The following is a 23,254-nucleotide window of genomic DNA, read 5'->3' as shown; positions in this document are numbered from 1 at the left end:
ACTTTTTAAATTTTTCAACTTTCAAACAAAAGAGCTATGTCTTACAAAAAGGATAATAAATTAAAAAGCAATTTTACCTCGATCACCATTAGCTTGGCGTCGCCGGAGGCTATTTTAGAGCGTTCCAGCGGTGAGGTGTTGAAACCTGAGACCATCAATTACCGTACTTACAAACCTGAGCGTGATGGTTTGTTCTGTGAGCGTATTTTTGGTCCGGTAAAAGATTACGAATGTCATTGCGGTAAATATAAACGTATCCGTTATAAAGGTATTGTTTGTGACCGTTGTGGTGTGGAAGTAACCGAGAAAAAAGTGCGTAGAGAGCGTATGGGACACATCAACCTGGTGGTTCCCGTTGCGCACATCTGGTACTTCCGCTCGTTGCCAAACAAAATCGGATATCTTTTAGGCTTACCTACAAAAAGGTTAGACCTGATTATTTACTACGAGCGTTACGTAGTTATTCAGCCAGGATTCATGGCTGAAGAAGGTATTCAATATATGGATTTCTTAACTGAAGAGGAATATCTTGATATTCTTGATAAGTTGCCAAAAGAAAACCAATATCTTGATGATAAAGACCCTAATAAATTCATCGCCAAAATGGGTGCTGAAGCATTAGAGGATTTATTGAAACGTATTGATTTAGATACATTATCATATAACCTGCGTCACCAGGCTGCAAACGAAACTTCTCAGCAACGTAAAAACGAAGCTTTGAAACGTTTACAGGTAGTTGAGGCTTTCCGTGGTTCAAGAACGCGCATCGAGAATAACCCTGAGTGGATGATCATCAAGATCGTTCCTGTTATTCCACCTGAGCTGCGTCCTTTAGTACCATTGGAAGGTGGTCGTTTTGCGACTTCAGATCTGAACGATCTGTACCGTCGTGTGATCATCCGTAACAACCGTTTAAAACGTTTGATCGAGATCAAAGCGCCAGAGGTAATTTTACGTAATGAAAAACGTATGCTGCAGGAAGCTGTGGATTCGTTATTCGATAACTCACGTAAGGTAAATGCAGTTAAAACTGAAGGTAACCGTGCCCTTAAATCCCTTTCTGATATTCTTAAAGGTAAACAAGGTCGTTTCCGTCAGAATTTATTAGGTAAACGTGTGGATTATTCAGCACGTTCGGTAATTGTTGTAGGTCCTAACCTGAAATTACACGAGTGTGGTTTACCTAAAGATATGGCTGCAGAGCTGTTCAAACCGTTCATCATCCGTAAGATGATTGAGAGGGGAATTGTGAAAACAGTTAAATCTGCGAAGAAAATCGTCGATAGAAAAGATCCTCTGGTTTGGGACATCTTGGAAAACGTATTAAAAGGACACCCTGTATTGCTTAACCGTGCACCTACGCTGCACAGATTGGGTATCCAGTCGTTCCAGCCTAAGCTTGTTGAAGGTAAAGCGATTCAATTACACCCGTTGGTATGTACGGCATTCAACGCGGATTTTGATGGTGACCAGATGGCGGTGCATTTACCTTTGGGTCATGCTGCGATTCTGGAAGCCCAGGTATTGATGTTAGCTGCACACAACATTCTTAACCCTGCAAACGGAACGCCGATTACGGTTCCTTCGCAGGATATGGTTTTAGGTCTTTACTACATTACTAAAGGCCGCAGAACCGATGAGAGCCGTGTTGTTAAAGGGCAGGATTTCTCTTTCTATTCTCCGGAAGAAGTGATCATCGCTTACAATGAGAAACGTATTGATCTTCATGCGTTCATCAAAGTGAAAGTGAATGTGAAACTGGAGGATGGAACAATTGTTAACAAATTGTTGGATACCACTGTAGGACGTGTACTGTTTAACCAAATGGTTCCGGAAGAAGTAGGATACATAAACGAATTGCTGACTAAAAAATCCCTTCGTGATATCATTGGACATGTAGTGAAAACTACAGGTATGGCGCGTGCGTCAAGGTTCCTTGATGACATCAAAGAATTAGGATTCCAGATGGCCTTCAGAGGAGGTCTTTCGTTCAACCTTCAGGATGTGAACATCCCTGTTGAGAAACATGCGCTATTGGAGCAGGCTTCTGCAGAGGTTGATGAAGTAAGGAATAACTATAACATGGGATTCATTACCAACAACGAGCGTTACAATCAGATTATTGATATCTGGACCCGTATCAATAACCGTCTGACTTCATTCGTAATGACACAGTTATCGAGCGACAACCAAGGATTCAACTCTGTATATATGATGCTTGACTCCGGGGCACGTGGTTCTAAAGAGCAGATTCGTCAGCTTTGCGGAATGCGTGGTCTGATGGCTAAGCCTCAGAAATCAGGTTCTGGTGGTGAGATTATCGAAAACCCGATCCTCTCTAACTTTAAAGAAGGATTGTCAGTATTAGAATACTTTATCTCTACCCACGGTGCGCGTAAAGGTTTGGCGGATACAGCGTTAAAAACTGCCGATGCTGGTTACCTGACTCGTCGTCTCCATGATGTGGCGCAGGATATGATTGTAAATGCTGAAGATTGCGGTACTTTGAGAGGTATGTATACTACTGCCCTGAAAGACAATGAGGATATTGTTGAGCCGTTGTACGACAGAGTATTGGGTCGTATCTCACTGCACGATGTATTTAACCCTCTGGATGGTTCACTGCTGGTGAGTGCCGGACAGGATATTGATGAAGATATTGCAAAAGCAATTGATGAGTCTCCGTTAGAAGGTATCGAAATCCGTTCAGTATTGACATGTGAGAATAAGCGCGGTGTTTGTGCCTTATGTTACGGACGTAACCTTGCAACAGGTAAACGTGTTCAGAAAGGTGAGGCTGTCGGTGTAATTGCTGCACAGTCGATCGGTGAGCCGGGTACGCAGCTGACATTACGTACGTTCCACGTTGGGGGTACTGCGTCGAACATCGCTGCAGAATCTCAGATCACAGCTAAATTTGATGGTATCATTGAATTTGAGAATGTGCGTACAGTGGCTACAAAAACTGAAGAAGGTGATACTCAAATCGTATTGGGACGTTCGGGTGAGTTCAAAATTGTTGAGCCGGGTACCAATAAGGTGATCATGACCAATAACATTCCTTACGGTGCATTCTTGTTTGTTGAAGACGGTGCAACCATCACTAAAGGCGATAAGATTTGTTCATGGGATCCATATAATGCGGTAATTATCTCGGAATTTGCTGGTAAGATTGAGTTCGAAGCTATAGTTGAAGGTGTAACCTTCCGCGAGGAGTCGGATGAGCAGACTGGTCACCGTGAAAAAGTAATTATCGATACTCGTGATAAAACTAAAAACCCTTCTGTACGTGTTGTTGACAAGAAAGGTGAATTGATCAGGGCTTATAACATTCCTGTTGGTGCGCATATTGCCATCGACGAGGGTGATGCTGTTCAGACTGGTCAGATCCTGGTTAAGATCCCTCGCGCAACTGGTAAAACAAGAGATATCACGGGTGGTTTGCCACGCGTAACGGAGCTTTTCGAGGCACGTAATCCTTCAAACCCTGCTGTAGTAACAGAGATTGATGGTGTGGTAACTTTAGGTGGTGTGAAACGTGGTAATCGTGAGATGACTATTGAGTCCAAAGACGGTGAGGTTAAAAAATACCTGGTTCCATTGTCTAAACACATCCTGGTACAGGATAATGACTTTGTGAAGGCTGGTATGCCTCTTTCTGACGGATCAATTTCACCTGCGGATATCCTTGCCATTAAAGGGCCTGCAGCGGTTCAGGAATACCTGGTAAATGGTATTCAGGAAGTTTACCGTCTGCAAGGTGTGAAAATCAATGATAAACACTTCGAGGTGATTGTTCACCAGATGATGCAGAAGGTTCACATCGAGGATCCGGGAGATACCATTTTCTTAGAGAACAACTCTGTAGACCGTTGGGACTTCATGATTGAGAATGATGAGATCTATGACAAGAAAGTTGTGGTAGATGCTGGTGATTCAAATACGGTTAAACCTGGTCAGATTGTTTCATTACGTAAGCTAAGAGATGAAAACTCTCAATTGAAACGTAAAGATCTAAAGCAAATTGAAGTTCGCGATGCAAGACCTGCAACTGCGAGTTCAGTACTGCAAGGTATCACACGTGCATCATTGGGTACGAAATCATTCATCTCTGCAGCTTCCTTCCAGGAAACTACAAAAGTGCTTAACGAAGCCGCAATCGCTGGTAAACGTGACAGCATGCTTGGACTGAAAGAAAACGTAATCGTTGGACACTTGATCCCTTCAGGTACAGGTGTACGCGGATACGAGAGAATCATCGTAGGTTCTCAGGAAGAATATGATAAATTGCTTGCTTCGAAACAAGAGGAAATAGAAGCATAAGCGGAAGTATAACTGTTATAAAATCCCCCTTCTGATAGAGTTTGGGGGATTTTTTTGTGCCTGATCTTTTTCAGTAAATCCTTTTTTACATAACTTAATCAAAATTAAAGCGGTATTTTTGTATTATGGAAGAACAACAAAATGACAATCAAATAAATATTGAACTTTCTGAAGAAGTGGCAGAGGGTATTTTTTCAAATCTGGCAATCATCACCCATTCCAATACAGAGTTTGTACTTGACTTTATCAGGGTGATGCCTGGGGTGCCTAAAGCGAGAGTGAAATCTAGGATCATCCTGACACCTGAACACGCAAAACGGTTATTGGGCGCCATGCAGGAAAATGTTGAAAAGTTTGAAGCCGCTAACGGCCGTATAAAGACACCGGAGGAGCATCCAAGCTTTCCTTTTGGTTTTGGTGGACCGACAGCACAGGCTTAATCCAATGCCTTAATTAACAAGGTCTCGATGTGATGAATAACAGCGGCACTGTCAGTGGGTTCAAACCAGGCGGTGCTGTTGTCCCTCCTGAACCAGGTGAGCTGTCTTTTTGCAAAGCGGCGTGTGTTCTGCTTGATTTTGGCGACAGCCTCCTGCAGGCTGGAATTTCCATCCAGGTAATCGAACAGTTCGGAATAACCGACCGTATTTAGTGCATTGTATTGACGGAAGGGCTGTAGCCTTTCGACCTCCTGCATTAGCCCAGCCTCCATCATGCAGTCTACCCTATGGTTGATGCGCTCATAGAGTTTATCCCGGTCCATGTTCAGTCCGATTTTGATGGTGTTGAAAGGCCTCTCTTTCTTGGTATTGGTGAGGTAGGAGGAGAGTTTCTGTCCAATAGAGAGGAAAAATTCGAGCCCCCTGATCATCCGCTGAGGGTTGGATTGATCAACTTTGTCATAGTACTCAGGGTCTACCGTTTTAAGCTGCTCCTGAATGGCCTGAAGGCCTTCCTCAGCAAGTTTTTTATTGAGTTGTTCCCTGATCTGAAGATCAGTTTCCGGGAGATCATCAAGGCCGTTACATACCGCGTCAATGTATAGGCCTGAGCCACCAACCATAATCAGCAGCTGATGTTCTTTAAAAAGCTTGTCAATCAGGTTCAACGCCTGGATTTCAAAGTCTCCGGTACTGAAAAGCTGTGTGATGCTATTTGAGTTGATGAAGTGATGAGGTGCAGCTAGTAGTTCTCCGGCTGAAGGTTTTGCAGTTCCAATTTCCATTTCCTTAAAAAATTGCCTGGAATCTGCGGAGATGATTTCGGTGGAAAAGTGCTGCGCCAGCTCAATGGCCAGCGCAGTTTTTCCAATTCCTGTAGGACCGACAACAACGATGAGTGTTTTATCAGATGCCATCATGAGGCATTAATAGTCATCTTTGCTATCGAAATCTTCTTCATCATAACCATTGTCATCATCAGAGAAATCGTCGCTGTCATCCCCTTCATCTTCTGTGTCGTCATCTGCTTTTTCTTCCGCATTGATGCCGCGTCCGCCCATTGCTTCCAGCTCTTCCGTATCTTCAGGTACGAAGTCCATTTCATTGAGGAAGTCAAAATCGGTGGAGGCAGGTGTTGCTGCGACTGCTACCGCACCGAAATTGTCTTTTTCGATGATTTTAGGTGCTTCACCTGTACTTTTAATCAATACGGGATATTCCAGGTTTGGATCTGTTTCCAGGATAATTTTTACTAGTTCTACGTGGAAGTCGAAAGGTCTGTCGAAATTATAGATGTAATAAAACTTCTGGTGTGGATCTTCGATAAAGCTGCTGAGCTTCGCTTTTTCCATGAGCGTAACACCCCTGTCAATTTTCCGCTGATTTGGTAGGAAGGCAATTTCATCACCTTTAATCCAGTTGTCGGTGCTGACAAAGAACGATGACGATTTTTCAGCAACATATCCTGTAGAGCGATGTACCGCACGATGTAAATCTTCAAAGGTCTGGTTTGATTTTATATCTATTTCCCTTACTACTTCATCGAAATCTTCAAAACTTATTCTAAATCTATAAATTGCCATCTGTACTCTTTTTGTAGCTATAAAATTAAAAAAAATATTATCTATTTGTATTACTGCTTTACCGGAACTAGTCCAAACTGCTTAGCTTTTTCAAGCATAAACTGTAACGCTTCATCATAGGAGTTTGTTATTTCCCCTTCAAGAATTGCCTCCCGGATGGCATTTTTTATCAGGCCAACTTCTTTTCCGGCCGTCAGTCCAAAGATTTGCATGATGTCGTTTCCTGTAATCGGAGGTTGCCAGTTGCGGATTTTGTCGCGTTCTTCCACATCTTTGAGTTTTTGTTTGACCAGCTCAAAGTTGTTTCTATATTTTTTAACCTTGTATTCATTTTTGGTGGTTACATCGGCATTGCAGAGCATCATCAAGCTCTCGATATCCTCTCCGGCATCGAAGAGCAACCTGCGTACTGCAGAATCCGTGACCACTTCTTGGGCAAGCACGATCGGGCGTAGATGTAGCTGTACCAGCTTTTGTACGTACTTCATCTTTTCATTAAGTGGAAGTTTCAGTTGTCCAAAAATTTGTGGCACCATGCGCGCACCCTTATCTTCATGACCATGGAATGTCCAGCCATGTCCCTCTTCAAAACGTTTTGTAGCTGGCTTAGCAATGTCATGCAGGATGGCTGCCCACCTTAACCAGATGTCATCTGTGGCTTCACAGATATTGTCCAGTACCTGAAGGGTATGGTAGAAGTTGTCCTTGTGACCTTTTCCATTGATGATCTCCACCCCGTAGAGATTGGCCATCTGAGGGAATATCAGGTGCAGTAACCCGGTATCAAATAAATATTTAAAACCAACAGACGGCAACTTTGACAGAATGATTTTATTGAGTTCATCCGTAATACGTTCTTTTGAAACAATACCGATTCTTTCTTTTTGTTTTTTGATAGCCTCAATGGCCTGGTGATCAATAGAGAAACCCAGCTGCGCGGCAAAACGAATGGCACGCATCATTCTTAAGGGATCATCAGAAAAGGTAATTTCCGGATCCAGAGGTGTCCTGATCAGTTTATTTTTCAGATCCGTTATTCCGTCAAAGGGGTCTACCAGCGCAGCATAGTTGTCGGCGTTTAAGGAAATTGCCAGTGCGTTAATGGTAAAGTCGCGCCTCAATTGGTCATCTTGAATGGTGCCATTTTCCACAATAGGCTTGCGTGAGTCGGCACGGTAGGATTCCTTACGTGCACCAACAAACTCTATTTCCAGATCCTGCGTTTTCAACATTGCTGTGCCGAAATTTTTGAATACGGCCACTTTGGTTCTCAGTTGCCTGCCAGCAGCTTCGGCAAAATCAATACCATTGCCCAACACGACGATATCAATGTCTTTTGATGGTCTGCTGAGGAAGATGTCCCTCACATAACCGCCTATGACATAAGCTTCTGTTTGTTGTGTATGCGCAATGTTGGCAAGGACTTTAAATACAGGATGTTGTAAATGTTTTTCCATTAATGAGTTACAAAAGTAATAAAACTTACTTTCTAATAAAGGAAAATTGACCTCCCGGAGCTAATTTCATGATGGTAGAAGGTTTTTTGTTGATGCGGAGCTCCTGTTCCCAGTCCACTACATAGTCGACCGCCTGTTTAATCTCCTCACTAATCTCGTCGAAATAAGCCGGAGCGGGCAAACCCGATTTATTTGCGGATGTCGAGGTAATCGGTTTACGGAATCGTTGCAGCAATTGCTGGCAGAAGCCGTGTTTTACAATCCTGATCCCCACACTACCATCTGCATTAATGACATTTTTCGCAAGGTTCTTCGCTCCGGGAAACACCAATGTCAATGGGTTTTCCGCATATTCAATCAGGTCGTAGGCGACATCGGGTACCTCAGCGATGTAACTTTGCAGCTTGGCATCCGTATCCAGGAGGACGATAAAACTCTTGTCGCTGCTACGTGCTTTGATGTCATTGATTCTCTCTACAGCCTGTTCATTTGTGGCATCGCAGCCCAGTCCCCAAACCGTATCAGTAGGATAGAGGATGACCCCTCCATCTTTTAAAATTTGCAGTGTTTTATCAATTTCTGTCTTTAACATAGGATTTTGTTTGTCAGGTAACTCCGTAATGGCATTAGATCTTTTCTACTGTGAGAAAACGCGCTGATAAACATTCATCAGCTCCGTGCTAACAATATGGTTGTTAAACCGCTGTACATATTGAATGCCCTCGGTTATCATTTTTGTGCTCAAAACAGGGTCTTCGATGATGCTGTTGATGGCTTTTGCGAGGGCTTGGTCATCATCAGGTGGTACGTATAAGCTCGCCGGTCCCCCGGCCTCCTCCAGGCAGGAGCCTGTTGCGGCAACCACGGGAACACCTGAATACAGCGCCTCAATGATCGGAATTCCAAATCCTTCATATACCGAAGGATATGCAAAAACGGAGGACAGCTGGTAGATGACGGGTAGGTCTTGAAAAGGAATGTTGCTCAAAAAGATGACCCTTGATTGCAGTTGCTGTGCTTTCAGCTCTTCCTCCACCTGTTTCATGTATGCAGTCTGTTTGCCAATCACAACAAGCTGGTAATGCGGATTTATGTTTTTTAACGCCTTGATCAGCGTTACCAGGTTTTTCCGGGTTTCAATGGTTCCCACATTAAGTATAAACTGATCAGGAAGCTGATACTTTTCTTTAACAGCAGCTTTTACACTTGCTGTTGCCGGAGTCTTGAAGCTGTCATCGCAGCTCTGGTATACGACATCAATCTGGTCTTCAGGTGTATTGAAAAAGGTAATGATGTCCCTTTTTGTACATTCACTGATGGCTACAATTCTGTCGGCATGTTTGCATGCGTAGCGGCATTTCAGCGTATAGATCCATCGGTCTATGCGACCAAAATATTGAGGGAATTTTAGGAAGATCAGGTCGTGAACGGTTACTACTGAGGGGATTCCGGTTTGTTGTATCCCTACAGGGATTTCGTGGCTCAAGCCATGAAAGAGTGCAACCTGATCATCAATAAGTTGTCTTTTGATGCCAAATGTTCTCCAGAGGAATTTTCGGTACTTCGGAAATCTGGCTTCAATATTTTTGGTTGCCATAAAATGCCTGACCTGAGCGTGGTCTTTCATTTTTGGCGTATAAACCAAGTATTGGTTTTGAGGGAAAAACTGCGACAGTTGCGCAATGATAGAGCGGCTGTAATTTCCCAGTCCGGTTAAGTTATTTGCTGCTCTTTTTCCATCAAAACCAATTCTCATTTTCTTTATACAGCTACGTTGTTATCTCTTAAAGCATCATTAAGAGAAGTTTTCTTGTCCGTAGATTCTTTACGTTTACCGATTATCAGTGCACAAGGGACCTGAAAATCACCTGCAGGGAATTTCTTGGTATAGCTACCAGGGATCACGACGGATCTAGCAGGCACAATACCTTTATATTCGATAGGCTCATCTCCGGTAACGTCGATGATTTTAGTAGAGGCCGTCAGCACTACATTAGCACCGAGCACAGCTTCTCTTTCCACGCGTACGCCTTCAACAACGATTGCCCTTGAACCAAGGAAACAGTTGTCTTCAATGATGACAGGAGCTGCCTGAATAGGCTCCAACACTCCGCCGATCCCAACACCACCACTTAGATGAACATGTTTGCCGATCTGGGCGCATGAACCTACAGTAGCCCATGTATCTACCATTGTACCCTCGTCAACATACGCACCGATGTTCACATAAGAAGGCATCATGATTACGCCTTTGGCCAGATAAGCTCCATAACGTGCAATACCATGAGGAACAACCCTTACACCGGTTTCTTTGTAGTCAGTTTTTAATTTCATTTTGTCATGAAACACAAAAGGGCCGACTTCAATCTCTTCCATTTGTCTGATTGGGAAGTAAAGGATCACAGCTTTTTTGATCCATTCATTTACGCCCCATGAGTTCAATACCGGCTCTGCAACGCGGATTTCTCCTTTGTCCAATCGCATGATGACGGTTTCAATTGCATCGCAATACTCTGTATATTGTAATAAAGTTCTGTCCTCCCAAGCGGCCTCGATCAACTTTTTTAAATTTTCCATGTTGTTGTTTTGTTGTTTTTTTGACAAAATAAATGAATTTTATGTATTGACCGTCTGTTTTCTTAATGTATTTTTGATTTTTATGGCTGAACAGGAAAAATTAAGGATAGATAAATACCTCTGGGCAATCCGCTTGTTTAAAACAAGGACGCTCGCCACGGAAGCATGTAAGGCGGGCAGGGTTAAATATAATGGTCAGAATCTCAAGGCTTCTGCCATTGTCAAGATTGGCGATGTATATCAGGTGTCAAAGGGGATTGAAAAAAAAGTGATTGAGGTGGTGGAACTGTTGTATAACCGTGTCGAAGCAAAGATTGCCGTAACGAAATACAAGGACATCACACCGCTCGAAGAAACATATGGTTTCAAATCGGTATTTCATGCGCCTACACTGAAGCGCGATCGTGGTACGGGAAGGCCTACAAAGAAAGATCGGAGGGAGATCGACGACCTTACCGGGAATCTTTTTGAAGAGGATCTTTAAGCAGCCTCATGCGATAAGCATTCATTGCCGTATCGCCCAGTTTTTTCAATAGTTGATAATTGGCAATAGCACCTACTGCAGCACCTATAACCGGAAGAAGCTGAGCCATTTTTGCCAGATCTATGTAATCTCGGTATTCCTGCTGAAAAGTCAGCCAGTTGAAATGATCTGAATTGTCTGGCAGGATGTGTATTTTTTCATCCCAGTCTTCCATATGCATGAACACCTTTGTTCGGCCCTGCTGACTGGAAAAGGCCAGTTGAAAAATGTAAAGAATATATAGCCTTTCCTTATAATCCCTTACATCGAAACCATAGATGGTAGCAATTTCAAAAAGAAGTTTGATCTTGATGGCGATCAGTACCGGAAAGTCCGCCATACTCATTAGAAAACCTCCCGCTCCGGTGATGCCGCCTTCAGCAGCTCCTGTAGTACTGTATTTCTTGATTTTTTCTCGTACCAGCGCCTCCCTGTGTAACAGAGCTATCCCCGGGTCAGGTAGGGCGCCTGTGGTATGCTGCGAGCCGAACAGGACCGTTCTGACCATTGTTTTAATTGTTGCTGTGATGGCCGAATGTACTTTTTCAGGAATATAGCTGTTGATTTTCTTCTGAATACGGCTGGTCATCTTATTGAGAACAGATGGGTTTTCCATCATTTCTTTTTTCCAGAAATGACACTCTATGCGGATGCGTTCCTGATAATTATCCGTCATGACTGTTTGCGTTTTAATGGCGACTGATCCCAGAGTGTGAAAGCTATCTGCGCTTCCTCCCTCGACAAGGGGATGGTTAGAAGTTGTCGTTCCTGCATTGGTTTGTCAATTTCCTGGTAGATAAAATCATCATCAAAACCGGCCTGTGCGGCATCGGATCTGGTGTTTCCGTAGTAGACCACAGAGATCTTTGACCAGTATATAGCGGCAAGGCACATCGGACAGGGCTCACAGCTGGTATAGATCACACAACCCGTCAGGTCGTAAGTGTTCAGCTCCTGGCAGGCTATCCTGATTGCAGCAACTTCTGCGTGGGCGGTGGGATCATTATCTGCAGTGACCTTGTTGGCGCTTTTAGCAATCAGTTGTCCCTCTTTCACAATTGCCGCACCAAATGGTGTCCCTTTTCCACTGATGACGTTTTCTTCTGAAGCATCAATGGCGATCTTCATGAATGCGGCATGTTGTTCCTGCGTGTGGTCTTTTTCTTTTTCCATGGTCATCGGGTTTCGGATATTTTGTACGCTGAGATGAGTGCAAAAAAAATGCCCCGAAATACGGGGCATTCAAAAATCATTGGATGATGTTATTTTTTATAAGCCGCGTTCAGGCCGGTGATGACTTCGCTGGTGACATCCAGGCCTTCATCAGCAAAAAGGATCGCGCTGTTTCCTTTTGAATAAGTAAGTACCATTTTGAAACCTTTTTCCTTTGCATAAGTTTTCAGGTAGTCCGCTACTTTATCATAAAGTTTTTCGTTTTCTGAAGCCTGCTCATTCTGAAGGGCTGCACCAGCATTTTGTGTATAAGTCTGCAGCTCTTGTTGTTTACGTTGCAGACGTTCTTCGGTAGATGCCCTCTGATCAGCAGAAAGTGTTTGTTGTTGTTGTTGATATGCTGCTACCTCACGTTGGAACGCCTGTTGTTTAGAAGCAAGGTCTCTTTGTGCAGTTTGAGACTTTCCGTCCATCTTCACTTTCAGGTCTTTGTAATACTGGTATTTTGTTAACAATGAATCCGAGTTGACATACACGATTTTTTCGGCAGCGGAAACCACTGCTGTTTCTGTTTTTTTAGTTGTTGCAGCAGTGTTATTTTCTTTGTTCTGGCAAGAAGCCATTACCGAAACCAGGGCAACAGCCGTCGCAATGCCGCCCAGTTTTAATGTTGATTTTTTCATCTAAATGTTGTTATTGATCTGTTTTTATTTACGCTTCCCTGGTTCTCCCCATCTTAAATTCCGTCAGCAAGGAGGTTTATGAGTAGGAATAGTTCCGTTAAAAATGATAAATTTCAACAAATATAAAATTTCAAAATTAGTATCCTAAAGAACGGGGCTTTTTAAGCGGTTTTTAGTGCTGATTTTGGTCAAATAGTTATCCACATTTGCGGTTAATTGCCTCAAAATGGTTAAATTTGAATCTTATTGTTTTATTAAAAAATATGAGCGAAGAAAACGATCCAAAGTCAAATTATTCGGCAGATAATATACAGGTATTAGAAGGTTTAGAAGCGGTGCGTAAGCGCCCTTCTATGTATATAGGAGACACCGGAATAAAGGGATTACACCATTTAGTTTATGAGGTAGTAGATAACTCCATTGACGAGGCTTTGGCCGGTCATGCAGACACCATCTATGTCAACATCCTTGAAGACAATTCAATCAGGGTGGAAGATAACGGTCGCGGTATTCCTACCGGGATCAATAAAAAAGAAAACAAGTCAGCTTTAGAGATCGTAATGACGGTATTACATGCCGGCGGTAAGTTCGATAAAGATACCTATAAGGTTTCCGGTGGTCTGCACGGGGTGGGTGTAAGTTGTGTGAACGCATTGTCTACACATTTGAAAGCCGAAGTTCACCGTGAAGGGCAGATCTGGATGCAGGAATACAATATTGGTAAACCTCTTTATGATGTAAAGCTAGTTGGTGAGACCGACAAACGTGGTACTATCGTTACTTTCAGTCCGGATCCGACCATTTTTACCCAGACTACTGAGTATCGTTACGATACCCTGGCAGCGAGGTTGCGTGAGCTTTCCTTCCTGAATAAAGGGATAAAATTAACTCTTACTGACGAACGTGAAACAGATGCGGATGGTAATTTCATCACCGAGCTTTTTCATTCGGAAGGTGGATTGAAAGAATTCGTTCAGTTCCTGGATGGCGGACGTCCATCGCTGATTGCAGAACCTATTTATGTTGAGGGAATAAAAAACGGTATTCCTGTAGAGCTTGCGCTGCAATACAACGATAGTTATGCAGAGAACGTACACTCTTACGTGAACAACATCAACACACATGAAGGAGGTACGCACATTGCAGGTTTCAGAAGGGGGCTTACCCGTACCTTAAAGGCTTACGCCGATAAATCAGGCTTGTTAAAGAATGTGAAATTTGAAATTACCGGTGATGACTTCAGGGAGGGCCTTACAGCAGTGGTGTCTGTAAAAGTACAGGAGCCACAGTTTGAGGGACAAACCAAGACCAAACTTGGTAACTCTGAGGTGATGGGGGCGGTAGACGTTGCAGTGGGTGAGGCCCTGAACAACTATCTCGAAGAAAACCCACGTGAGGCGAAGCTGATCGTGAACAAAGTGATCCTTGCTGCTACCGCACGTGCAGCGGCCCGTAAGGCCCGTGAGATGGTACAACGGAAAAGTGTGATGGGTGGTTCCGGCCTTCCTGGTAAGCTGGCCGATTGTTCAGACAGCGATCCGGAAAAATGTGAAATCTACCTTGTCGAGGGAGATTCCGCGGGTGGAACTGCAAAGCAGGGTCGCGACCGTAACTTCCAGGCCATTTTGCCACTAAAAGGAAAGATCCTGAACGTAGAAAAGGCCATGGAACACAAGATTTATGAAAATGACGAGATCAAAAATATGTTTACCGCCCTGGGAGTCAGCATTGGTACTCCTGAGGATGATAAAGCTTTGAACTTAACCAAATTGCGTTACCATAAGGTGGTGATCATGACAGATGCGGATATTGACGGGTCACACATTACTACTCTGATCCTCACCTTCTTTTTCAGGTATATGAAGGCATTGATCGAGGCTGGATATGTATATATTGCTGCGCCGCCTTTGTATCAGGTAAAAAAAGGAAAAGAGCATGAGTATTGCTGGAATGATCAGCAGCGTGATGCGGCGGTACAACGTTTGAAAGGTGCCGGTAAAGAAGAAAGCGTACACATCCAGCGGTATAAAGGTCTTGGAGAGATGAACGCAGAGCAGCTTTGGGATACTACATTGAACCCTCAGACGCGTACTTTATTGCAGGCAACCATTGAAAATGCTGCAGAGTGCGATCATACTTTCTCTATGTTAATGGGAGATGAAGTTGGTCCACGCAGGGACTTCATTGAACGAAATGCAAAATATGCGAAGATTGATGCTTAAGCGCTGATCTAAACTTTAATATAAAGGGGTGTCTGATGTAAGGGCATCCCTTTTTTGCGTTGCCTGTATTTGAGAAGTGGATTCTTCCATGATTGTAATGTCTTAATTTGATCAATACATCTTAATCTAATCAATACGGCTGACTGTAAACAGTAAGGAGTTAGAAAAAGCTTCTTCATCTGCAGACCAATTTCCTAATCCGTATACAAATAGAGTTTCAGTTTTTTGTAGTGTATCGATGCGTGGTATTTCAGGAGAATATCACTGCCGATGATAGCCGTTACCGGAGGGTGTCCCATTTGGACGTAAGCATCATTCACACTTTCCAGATCAAGTCCAACAGCTTCATAATTTTCAATCTTTAGTCTGCCGATTTTAAACTGAGGAATGGTTGCCTGAACGGTTGCGGAGGTGGCGAAAAGTGTTGTGGCATGAGTTTCCTCAGTATGTGCCAGTTCCGTTATGTGTGTTTTAAGGAGGCTGAGGTCAAATACAGCCCTTGATGCACCGGTATCCAGCACGGCAAAAGATTTTTTTCCAAAGATGACGATTTCCACTAGGAGGTGAAAGCCGTCATCCTGTAAACTGATTAACGTAAGAGGGATGGTGCAGGTCATTATACCAGGCTCATCTCCTTCAGCACATTGTTCATTGTTCTTACCGCCTCTGCGCTTTTATCAAATACCGCCTGTTCGTCGTCGTTTAGTTTATAGTCAATAATCTTTTCCCATCCATTGCGGCCGATAACGACAGGTACGCCCAGGCAGATGTCCTGTTGACCATATTCACCTTCCAGAGACACAGAGCAAGTAAATAGTTTCTTCTCGTCCCTGACGATGCTTTCCACCAAGGCTGCACCAGCTGCTCCCGGCGCATACCAGGCGGAAGTTCCCAATAAACCCGTTAGCGTTGCACCGCCTACCATGGTATCTGCAGCAACCTTATTCAGGATGTCCGCATCCAGCAAGTCTGTTACAGGCAGGCTTTGGTAAGTCGCATATCGGGTCAGCGGGATCATAGTCGTGTCGCCATGGCCGCCAATCACAAAAGCCTGAAGGTCATTGGCATTGCAGCCCAGTGCTACGCTGAGGTAATATTTGAATCTGGCACTATCCAATGGACCACCCATTCCGATGATCCGGTTTTTAGGGAGGCCCAATGATTTCAGGGCTAGGTAGGTCATGGTATCCATTGGGTTGCTGATCACGATGATGATTGCTTCAGGAGAATATTTCAGGATGTTTTCTGCTACACCTTTCACAATGCCTGCATTAATGCCGATCAGCTCCTCACGTGTCATGCCGGGTTTCCGGGGTAGGCCTGAAGTGATCACCACCACTGACGAACCGGCAGTCCTGCTGTAGTCGCCGGTAACACCCGTAATTTTGGTGTCGAAGCCCAATAATGTGGCTGTCTGCATCATGTCGATGGATTTACCTTCAGCAAAACCTTCTTTGATGTCTAATAAAACAAGCTCTTCTGCTAATTCTTTTCTGGCGATGTTATCTGCACAAGTGGCACCAACAGCGCCGGCACCTACAACCGTTATTTTCATATGAGGTATTTTTAATCGTTACGAAGCTCGTATATCGGGGGCTAAAATACATCTTTTTTTATAGATGGGGCACCGCCGTTAGCTGGGGAGCCATCGTAAGTTGTTTAAAATTTTATCTGGTTTTCACTTCTTCCCTAAGTTAGAAAATTAGGGGAGTTTTAAAAATGCTTTTTAAAACTTTATTGTATGTTGCTGGTTTTATCATAAAGAATTTACATTTGCCTATTGTAGCTAATTAATTAACCCTGTTATGGATAATGTGCCTGTAGAAAAAGTTGATATCATGTTATTTGCAGGAAAGTGGTATTCTTTATATTCTATACCAACGTTTACAGATAAGCATTGGCGACAAACCATTGAAACCTATGTGATTCATCCTGATGGCTACTATGCTGTATTTACCAATTATAAAATTGTTGGAGAAAGCAAGCAGAAATACATCCGGTCCAAACTGTTTGTAGTCCGCGGAAGCCGCAATTCCCGTTTCAAGGCCCAGCGCATCTGGCCATTGAAAACTGACTATTGGGTCATCGAGATTGCCGAAGATTACTCCTATATGGTGGTCGGACATCCCAAATATAAACATCTTTCCATCTTATCGCGCAAGCCGGATGTTGACGCTGAGTTGCTGCGCGAAATCGTAGCGCGTTGTAAGAAAAAGGGTTATGATACCACACAGCTGGTCTCACAGGAACACAAACAATCGCTCCCTGTTTCTGCCCTGGTCGCAGTGTAAAAATATACCTTTTCCATTCCGGTCGAAGCGGAAAAATCCGTATTTTTGAGCAATCATTTTGATTTCTAAAAGACGATTTTCTAAAACCTAGCTATGTATTTAATATTTGATACCGAAACAACGGGGTTACCCCGTAATTGGAATGCGCCTATTACCGATACGGATAACTGGCCCAGATGTATACAAATTGCATGGCAGCTCCATGACGAGTTCGGTAAACTGGTAGAACATCAGGATTACCTGGTGAAACCAGAGGGCTTTAACATTCCTTATGATGCGGAGCGTATCCACGGAATCTCCACGGAACTTGCCGAGGAGCAGGGGATCAGCCTTGCTGAAGTGGTAGAGAAGTTCAATGAAGCTTTGTCAAAAGCCCGCTTTGTGGTCGGACAGAACATCGGCTTCGATGTGAACATCATGGGTTGCGAGTTCCATCGATTGGGCGTCGACAGTCCAATGAGCTCCATGCCCGTCCTCGATACCTGTACTGAGGTAACTGCTGAGTTGTTGAAGCTGCCCGGAGGGCGTGGCGGTAAGTTTAAACTGCCTAACCTGACCGAGCTGCACCAGTACCTGTTCGGAGTACCCTTTGCAGAAGCCCACAATGCGACTGCCGATGTGGAGGCTACCACACGCTGTTTCTTACAGCTGATCAAGATGGAAGTCTTCAGTGTAGAGCAACTGCAATGTGACACCAACTATTTCAGGGTTTTCAGGGAGCACAATCCTGAAGTTATCGAACGTATAGGGCTGAGCCATGTGAACCTGAAGTCTGCTTCTGATGAAATCAGGAAACGCTTGCAGAAAGCGGAAGGTCCGAAAATTTCAAAACAAACCCTTGCAGAGAACAAACAGGAACTGGAGCGTGCCGTATTTGCGCATCTCCATAACCATACCCAGTTTTCAGTCCTCCAGTCTACCATCAATATTCCCGCGCTGATCAAGGCTACAGCAGCTGCCAAGATGCCTGCAGTAGCCATGACCGATCGTGCCAATATGATGGGGGCATTCCATTTTGTGGCGCAGGTGATCAATCACAATAAAGGAGTAGATGCCAGGAACCAGGCGGCTATTGAAAAAGGAGAAGTCCCCGAGGAGGTGCCCATCAAACCAATCGTTGGCTGTGAGTTTTTCGTTTGCGAAAACCATGAAGATAAAAAGAGAAAGGACGATGGTTATCAGGTGGTCTTCCTGGCGAAGAACAAAGCAGGATACCATAACCTGGCCAAAATGTCGTCCATTGCCTACACCAAAGGTTTTTATTATGTGCCCAGGATCGACAAAGCCGTTGTTGAGCAATATAAGGATGACATCATTGTTCTGTCCGGTAACTTATACGGAGAGATTTCCAGCAAGCTGCTGAATCTCGGTGAGAAGCAGGCGGAAGAAGCCCTGTTGTGGTGGAAATCCCAGTTCGGCGAAGACTTTTACGTAGAGTTGATGCGTCACAGTCAGGAGGATGAAGACATTGTGAATGTCTCCCTGATGGCGCTCGCCAAAAAGCATGAAGTGAAACTCATTGCTACCAACAACTCTTACTATATCAATAAAAAAGATGCAAATGCCCACGATATTTTGTTGTGTGTAAAAGACGGTGAAAAGCAGGCGACTCCAATCGGGCGTGGCCGTGGCTTCCGCTATGGTCTGCCCAATCAGGAATATTATTTTAAGTCGCCGGAAGAGATGAAAAACCTCTTTGCAGATGTGCCGGAAGCGATTCTCAACATTAAAGAAGTCATCGATAAAATAGAGTCCTACAAACTTGCCCGGGAGGTGTTGTTACCCAAGTTCGATATCCCTGAGGAGTTTCTTGTGGCAGAAGATGAGGAAGATGGCGGAAAACGTGGGGAGAACAAATTCCTGCGCCACCTGACTTATGTAGGAGCAAAAAAGAGGTATGGTGAGATCACCGACGACATTGCCGAGCGTCTGGACTTTGAATTGCAAACAATTGAGAAAACAGGATATCCCGGATATTTCCTCATCGTACAGGATTTTATTGCCGAGGCAAGGAACCTTGATGTGTCCGTAGGGCCTGGAAGGGGATCTGCAGCAGGATCTGCGGTAGCCTACTGTCTGGGGATCACCAATATTGATCCGATCAAGTACGACCTACTTTTCGAGCGTTTCCTGAATCCGGACAGGGTATCCATGCCCGATATTGACATTGACTTTGATGATGAGGGTCGTGGAAGGGTCATGGACTACGTCATTAAGAAATATGGTGCCAACCAGGTAGCACAGATCATCACCTACGGTACCATGGCGGCCAAGTCTTCCGTAAAGGATACCGCACGGGTACTTGACCTGCCCCTGTTTGAGGCAGAGAAGATTGCCAAGCTGATTCCTAACATGAAGCTGGCGAAAATATTCAATCTGGATGAAAAAACGCTGAAAGGCGCCTTGCGTCCTGATGAATATGAAAAGGTTGTCGAGCTGAAAATGCTGGCCACCAACAACGACCTTGGTGCCAAGACACTTGAACAGGCACAGATTCTGGAAGGATCGCTGCGGAATACGGGAATCCATGCCTGTGGTGTCATCATCACACCGAGTGACATTACCAACTTTGTGCCCGTCTCCACAGCGAAAGATTCAGACCTCTATGTCACTCAGTTTGATAACTCTGTGGTGGAGAGTGCTGGTTTGCTGAAGATGGACTTCCTGGGGTTAAAGACCTTAACCCTGATCAAGGATACCGTGAAGCTGGTCAAATTCCGTCACAACATCGATCTGGATCCTGATAACTTTCCAATTGATGATGCGAAAACCTATGAGCTCTTCCAGCGTGGTGAAACAATAGGAATCTTTCAATACGAGTCTACCGGAATGCAGAAATACATGAAGGAGCTGAAACCTACTGTATTCGGCGATTTGATTGCGATGAATGCGCTTTATCGGCCGGGACCATTGGAGTACATCCCGAGTTTCGTACGCCGCAAAAATGGTGAGGAAGAAATCAAATACGATTTGGATGCCTGCGAGGAATACCTGAAAGAAACCTACGGGATTACCGTATACCAGGAGCAGGTAATGCTCTTGTCACAGAAGCTCGCCGGTTTCACCAAAGGTGAGGCCGACGTACTGCGTAAGGCCATGGGTAAAAAGCAAAAGGATGTACTGGATAAGATGAAGCCTAAGTTTATCGCTCAGGCGGCAGAGAAAGGACATCAGGCAAGCATCCTGGAGAAGATCTGGAAAGACTGGGAAGCATTCGCCTCTTATGCCTTCAACAAATCTCACTCCACCTGTTATGCATGGATCGCCTACCAGACTGCTTACCTCAAAGCGCATTACCCTGCGGAATATATGGCGGCGGTACTTTCCAACAACATGAGCGACATCAAGCAGGTGGCATTCTTCATGGAAGAATGTAAACAGATGGGCGTTTCCGTTCTTGGCCCTGACGTCAATGAGTCTGACATCAAGTTCTCCGTAAATATTAGTGGGCAGGTGCGTTTCGGTTTGTCCGGAATTAAAGGCGTTGGTGATAAGGCTGTTGAAAGCATCATCATCGAAAGGAACGAATCTGGCCTCTACAAAAGTGTCTACGATTTTGCCAAACGCTCCAATACACGCACGGTCAACAAGAAGGCTTATGAAAGTTTTGTATATAGTGGGGCCTTCGACTGTTTCTCTTACCACAGGGCGCAGTATTTTTTTGTGGGTATCAATGACAAAATGAATGGTATTGAGAAAATGATCAAGTTTGCCAATGATTTTCAAAATAATGAAGCTTCCTCACAATCTTCTCTATTTGGGGCGGCAGCGGCAGATATGATGATCTCTGAGCCGAGTCTGCCTGTGGCACCGGAGTGGAGCCTGATCGACCGGCTGAAATATGAGAAAGATGCCATCGGGATCTTCCTGAGCGGTCATCCTCTGGACAACTATAAACTGGAACTGAAGGAGTTCTGTCAGCATAAGGTAAAACACCTTTCGCTCGTCAATAAAATCCGCACCGGAGACTCCAACGAGGAGGTGCTCGCTGAATTTGAAACCATCAAAAATAGAGAGCTGGTTGTCGGTGGATTGGTCGTGTTGGCTACACAGCGTATTACCAAGACGGGGAAACCTTTCGGGATCATCACCTTTGAGGACTACGATGATACCTGCGAACTGGCCTTGTTTGGGGACGACTTTATTAAGTTCAAGCAGTTCATGACTGATGGATATTTCCTGCAGATCCGCGGAAGGGTGGGAGAGCGGTTCCGGAAAGAGGGCGACTGGGAGTTTAAGATTACTTCCATCAACCTGATGTCTGAGCTCCGCGACAAGCTGGCGAAGAGTGTCACGATACAGATCCCGCTGGAAAGGATCAATGATGACTTCATGATAAAAATACATGCCATTCTCGAAGAGAACAAGATCAGCACCGATAGCCAGAATTGTCAGTTGTTATTTGACGTTTTTGACAGGGAGCAAAACGTCAATGTGAAGCTGCCTTCCAAATCGATGAAAATCAATCCTAGTAACACATTTTTAGAACAATTGGCGGCACTGAACGTTAACCCTAAGTTGAACTAATGTCATATTGGCACGGATAATCGGATGGCATTACAATTGATTATATCTTTGTGTCTTTATCTGTTCACAATAAGAGATTGATCAGCAGGTAAGAATAAATTGAAAACTATTAAATAAAATAAAATTATGGCTTTGGAAATTACAGATGCAAACTTCGAGGAGCTTGTGTTAAAATCAGATAAACCCGTTTTGGTTGATTTTTGGGCAGAATGGTGCGGTCCTTGTCGCATGGTTGGACCAGTAGTGGATGAAATCTCGAAAGAGTACGACGGTAAAGCAATCGTTGGTAAAGTGAACGTGGATAACAATCCGCAGATCTCTACTCAGTTTGGTATCCGTAATATCCCGGCTTTATTGTATTTCAAAAACGGTGAAGTTGTTGACAAACAAGTAGGAGCAGTGCCTAAATCGGTATTGGCCCAAAAATTAGAGAAACAGTTGTAATTCAACTCCAGATACTCTTTGCTAAAGCGTTCATAATTCTATGAACGCTTTTTTTATATTTACACTACACGTTTCCAAATCTATATTATGCAGTCTACCATAGATGAATCGGCCTCCCATTTCAGCGGAAACCTCGAATTGCTTGCCCGGCAGGTAGTGGAAGGTTTCATTACCGGCCTGCACAAAAGCCCCTTTCACGGGTTTTCGGTGGAGTTTGCAGAGCATCGGCTCTATAATTCCGGAGATAGCGTCAAGAATATCGACTGGAAGTTGTTTGCAAAGACAGACAAGCTCTTTAGTAAACGTTATGAAGAGGAAACCAATCTGCGCTGCCAGTTTATTGTTGATGTATCCTCATCCATGTACTTTCCAAATAAAGAATACAATAAACTTCACTTTTCTGTACAGGCTGCCGCTGCGTTGATCTATCTGTTGAAAAGACAAAGAGATGCCTTCGGCTTAAGCTTGTTCACCGATCACTTATTACTCAATACCCAGGCGAAATCGACGACCACCCATCAGAAGTATCTATTTAATGAGCTGGAGCGACTGCTGCAGGTAGAGTCACTCAATGTGCAGACCAATGTGGCGCAGGCATTACACCAGATCGCGGAACTGATCCACAAGCGCTCACTGGTTGTTATCTTCAGTGATATGTTAAATACCATCCACGACGAAGGCCATGTTGAAGCTTTGTTTTCTGCTTTGCAGCACCTGAAGTTCAACAAACATGAAGTCATTGTTTTTAATGTGACCGACAAATCCAAGGAAGTCGATTTTCAATTTGAAAACAGACCTTACCAGTTTGTGGATATGGAAACCGGTGCGGTATTGAAAGCACATACCTCACAGATTAAAGACAAATACCTGTCGCGGATGGGCAGTTACCTGCAAACCATTGCGCTGAAGTGTAGTCAGTATAAAATTGATATGATCGATGCCGATATTGCCGAAGGCTTTCATCCGGTTTTACAAGCTTATCTGATCAAAAGACAAAAAATGAGCTGATCA

General features: G+C 44.1%; 19 protein-coding genes. 8 read left to right on the top strand and 11 right to left on the bottom strand.

Annotation, left to right across the window (positions count from 1 at the left end; all coding sequences use genetic code 11):
- The first annotated feature begins 36 nt into the window (after positions 1-36).
- A complete protein-coding gene (gene rpoC, locus PBAL39_RS15335) occupies positions 37-4,323 on the top strand; it encodes a DNA-directed RNA polymerase subunit beta' (RefSeq protein ID WP_008243123.1) in 4,287 nt (1,428 codons plus the stop codon).
- Between the two features lie 125 nt (positions 4,324-4,448).
- On the top strand, positions 4,449-4,763 hold the full coding sequence (locus PBAL39_RS15330; protein ID WP_008243122.1) for a DUF3467 domain-containing protein: 315 nt from the start codon (positions 4,449-4,451) through the stop codon (positions 4,761-4,763).
- Here PBAL39_RS15330 and miaA read toward each other — a convergent pair.
- From miaA to PBAL39_RS15300, 6 genes are read right to left on the bottom strand one after another with little or no spacing between them, the layout of a single operon-like run.
- Entirely contained in the window at positions 4,760-5,683 is a 924-nt protein-coding gene (gene miaA / locus PBAL39_RS15325) for a tRNA (adenosine(37)-N6)-dimethylallyltransferase MiaA (RefSeq protein WP_008243120.1), read from the bottom strand. The genes PBAL39_RS15330 and miaA overlap by 4 nt on opposite strands.
- A gap of 6 nt (positions 5,684-5,689) precedes the next feature.
- Positions 5,690-6,346: a hypothetical protein gene (locus tag PBAL39_RS15320; protein WP_008243119.1), complete on the bottom strand. Its 657-nt coding sequence runs from the start codon at positions 6,344-6,346 to the stop codon at positions 5,690-5,692.
- A 50-nt stretch (positions 6,347-6,396) separates the two neighbouring features.
- The gene (locus tag PBAL39_RS15315; RefSeq protein ID WP_008243118.1) at positions 6,397-7,803 is read right to left on the bottom strand and encodes a CCA tRNA nucleotidyltransferase; all 1,407 of its coding nucleotides are present in this window, start codon (positions 7,801-7,803) and stop codon (positions 6,397-6,399) included.
- A gap of 25 nt (positions 7,804-7,828) precedes the next feature.
- Positions 7,829-8,395 carry an L-threonylcarbamoyladenylate synthase gene (locus tag PBAL39_RS15310; protein WP_008243117.1) on the bottom strand — a complete coding sequence of 189 codons (567 nt, stop codon included), beginning with the start codon at positions 8,393-8,395 and terminating at the stop codon, positions 7,829-7,831.
- A 45-nt stretch (positions 8,396-8,440) separates the two neighbouring features.
- Positions 8,441-9,559: a glycosyltransferase family 1 protein gene (locus tag PBAL39_RS15305; RefSeq protein ID WP_008243116.1), complete on the bottom strand. Its 1,119-nt coding sequence runs from the start codon at positions 9,557-9,559 to the stop codon at positions 8,441-8,443.
- Between the two features lie 5 nt (positions 9,560-9,564).
- Positions 9,565-10,380: a 2,3,4,5-tetrahydropyridine-2,6-dicarboxylate N-succinyltransferase gene (locus PBAL39_RS15300; protein ID WP_008243114.1), complete on the bottom strand. Its 816-nt coding sequence runs from the start codon at positions 10,378-10,380 to the stop codon at positions 9,565-9,567.
- Between the two features lie 82 nt (positions 10,381-10,462).
- Between PBAL39_RS15300 and PBAL39_RS15295 the strand changes: the two genes are divergently transcribed.
- Positions 10,463-10,864 carry an RNA-binding S4 domain-containing protein gene (locus PBAL39_RS15295; RefSeq protein ID WP_039866774.1) on the top strand — a complete coding sequence of 134 codons (402 nt, stop codon included), beginning with the start codon at positions 10,463-10,465 and terminating at the stop codon, positions 10,862-10,864.
- Here PBAL39_RS15295 and PBAL39_RS15290 read toward each other — a convergent pair.
- The 3 genes from PBAL39_RS15290 to PBAL39_RS15280 all read right to left on the bottom strand — a co-directional run bounded on the left by PBAL39_RS15290 (position 10,833) and on the right by PBAL39_RS15280 (position 12,759).
- Positions 10,833-11,579: an EcsC family protein gene (locus PBAL39_RS15290; protein WP_008243111.1), complete on the bottom strand. Its 747-nt coding sequence runs from the start codon at positions 11,577-11,579 to the stop codon at positions 10,833-10,835. The genes PBAL39_RS15295 and PBAL39_RS15290 overlap by 32 nt on opposite strands.
- Entirely contained in the window at positions 11,576-12,082 is a 507-nt protein-coding gene (locus tag PBAL39_RS15285) for a nucleoside deaminase (RefSeq protein WP_008243109.1), read from the bottom strand. Before PBAL39_RS15285 ends, PBAL39_RS15290 begins: the two co-directional genes overlap by 4 nt.
- 83 nt (positions 12,083-12,165) lie before the next feature.
- The gene (locus tag PBAL39_RS15280) at positions 12,166-12,759 is read right to left on the bottom strand and encodes an OmpH family outer membrane protein (RefSeq protein WP_008243108.1); all 594 of its coding nucleotides are present in this window, start codon (positions 12,757-12,759) and stop codon (positions 12,166-12,168) included.
- Positions 12,760-13,022: 263 nt separating this feature from the next.
- Between PBAL39_RS15280 and gyrB the strand changes: the two genes are divergently transcribed.
- Positions 13,023-14,981 carry a DNA topoisomerase (ATP-hydrolyzing) subunit B gene (gene gyrB, locus PBAL39_RS15275; RefSeq protein ID WP_008243106.1) on the top strand — a complete coding sequence of 653 codons (1,959 nt, stop codon included), beginning with the start codon at positions 13,023-13,025 and terminating at the stop codon, positions 14,979-14,981.
- 194 nt (positions 14,982-15,175) lie between these two features.
- On the opposite strand, the gene PBAL39_RS15270 is transcribed toward gyrB, so the two are convergent.
- Together PBAL39_RS15270 and mdh are read right to left on the bottom strand one after the other, a co-directional pair.
- Positions 15,176-15,598 carry an aspartyl protease family protein gene (locus tag PBAL39_RS15270; protein WP_008243104.1) on the bottom strand — a complete coding sequence of 141 codons (423 nt, stop codon included), beginning with the start codon at positions 15,596-15,598 and terminating at the stop codon, positions 15,176-15,178.
- Positions 15,598-16,536 (bottom strand): malate dehydrogenase, encoded by a 939-nt coding sequence (gene mdh / locus PBAL39_RS15265; protein WP_008243103.1) that lies wholly within the window; start codon positions 16,534-16,536, stop codon positions 15,598-15,600. Before mdh ends, PBAL39_RS15270 begins: the two co-directional genes overlap by 1 nt.
- 250 nt (positions 16,537-16,786) lie before the next feature.
- Here mdh and PBAL39_RS15260 point away from each other — a divergent pair, with 250 nt between their 5' ends.
- The 4 genes from PBAL39_RS15260 to PBAL39_RS15245 all read left to right on the top strand — a co-directional run bounded on the left by PBAL39_RS15260 (position 16,787) and on the right by PBAL39_RS15245 (position 23,251).
- Positions 16,787-17,272: a lipocalin family protein gene (locus PBAL39_RS15260; RefSeq protein ID WP_008243101.1), complete on the top strand. Its 486-nt coding sequence runs from the start codon at positions 16,787-16,789 to the stop codon at positions 17,270-17,272.
- A 93-nt stretch (positions 17,273-17,365) separates the two neighbouring features.
- Complete coding sequence (gene dnaE, locus PBAL39_RS15255) at positions 17,366-21,799, top strand: DNA polymerase III subunit alpha (protein ID WP_008243098.1); 4,434 nt, start codon at positions 17,366-17,368, stop codon at positions 21,797-21,799.
- Between the two features lie 126 nt (positions 21,800-21,925).
- On the top strand, positions 21,926-22,243 hold the full coding sequence (trxA, locus tag PBAL39_RS15250) for a thioredoxin (RefSeq protein ID WP_008243096.1): 318 nt from the start codon (positions 21,926-21,928) through the stop codon (positions 22,241-22,243).
- Positions 22,244-22,330: 87 nt separating this feature from the next.
- Positions 22,331-23,251, top strand: a complete 921-nt coding sequence (locus PBAL39_RS15245) for a DUF58 domain-containing protein (protein WP_008243094.1) — start codon at positions 22,331-22,333, stop codon at positions 23,249-23,251.
- Positions 23,252-23,254: the final 3 nt, after the last annotated feature.

This window comes from Pedobacter sp. BAL39, from assembly GCF_000170795.1.
Lineage (GTDB): Bacteria > Bacteroidota > Bacteroidia > Sphingobacteriales > Sphingobacteriaceae > Pedobacter.
Note: the sequence above shows the minus strand (reverse complement) of the source record. Positions and strands in the feature narration are given on the sequence as shown.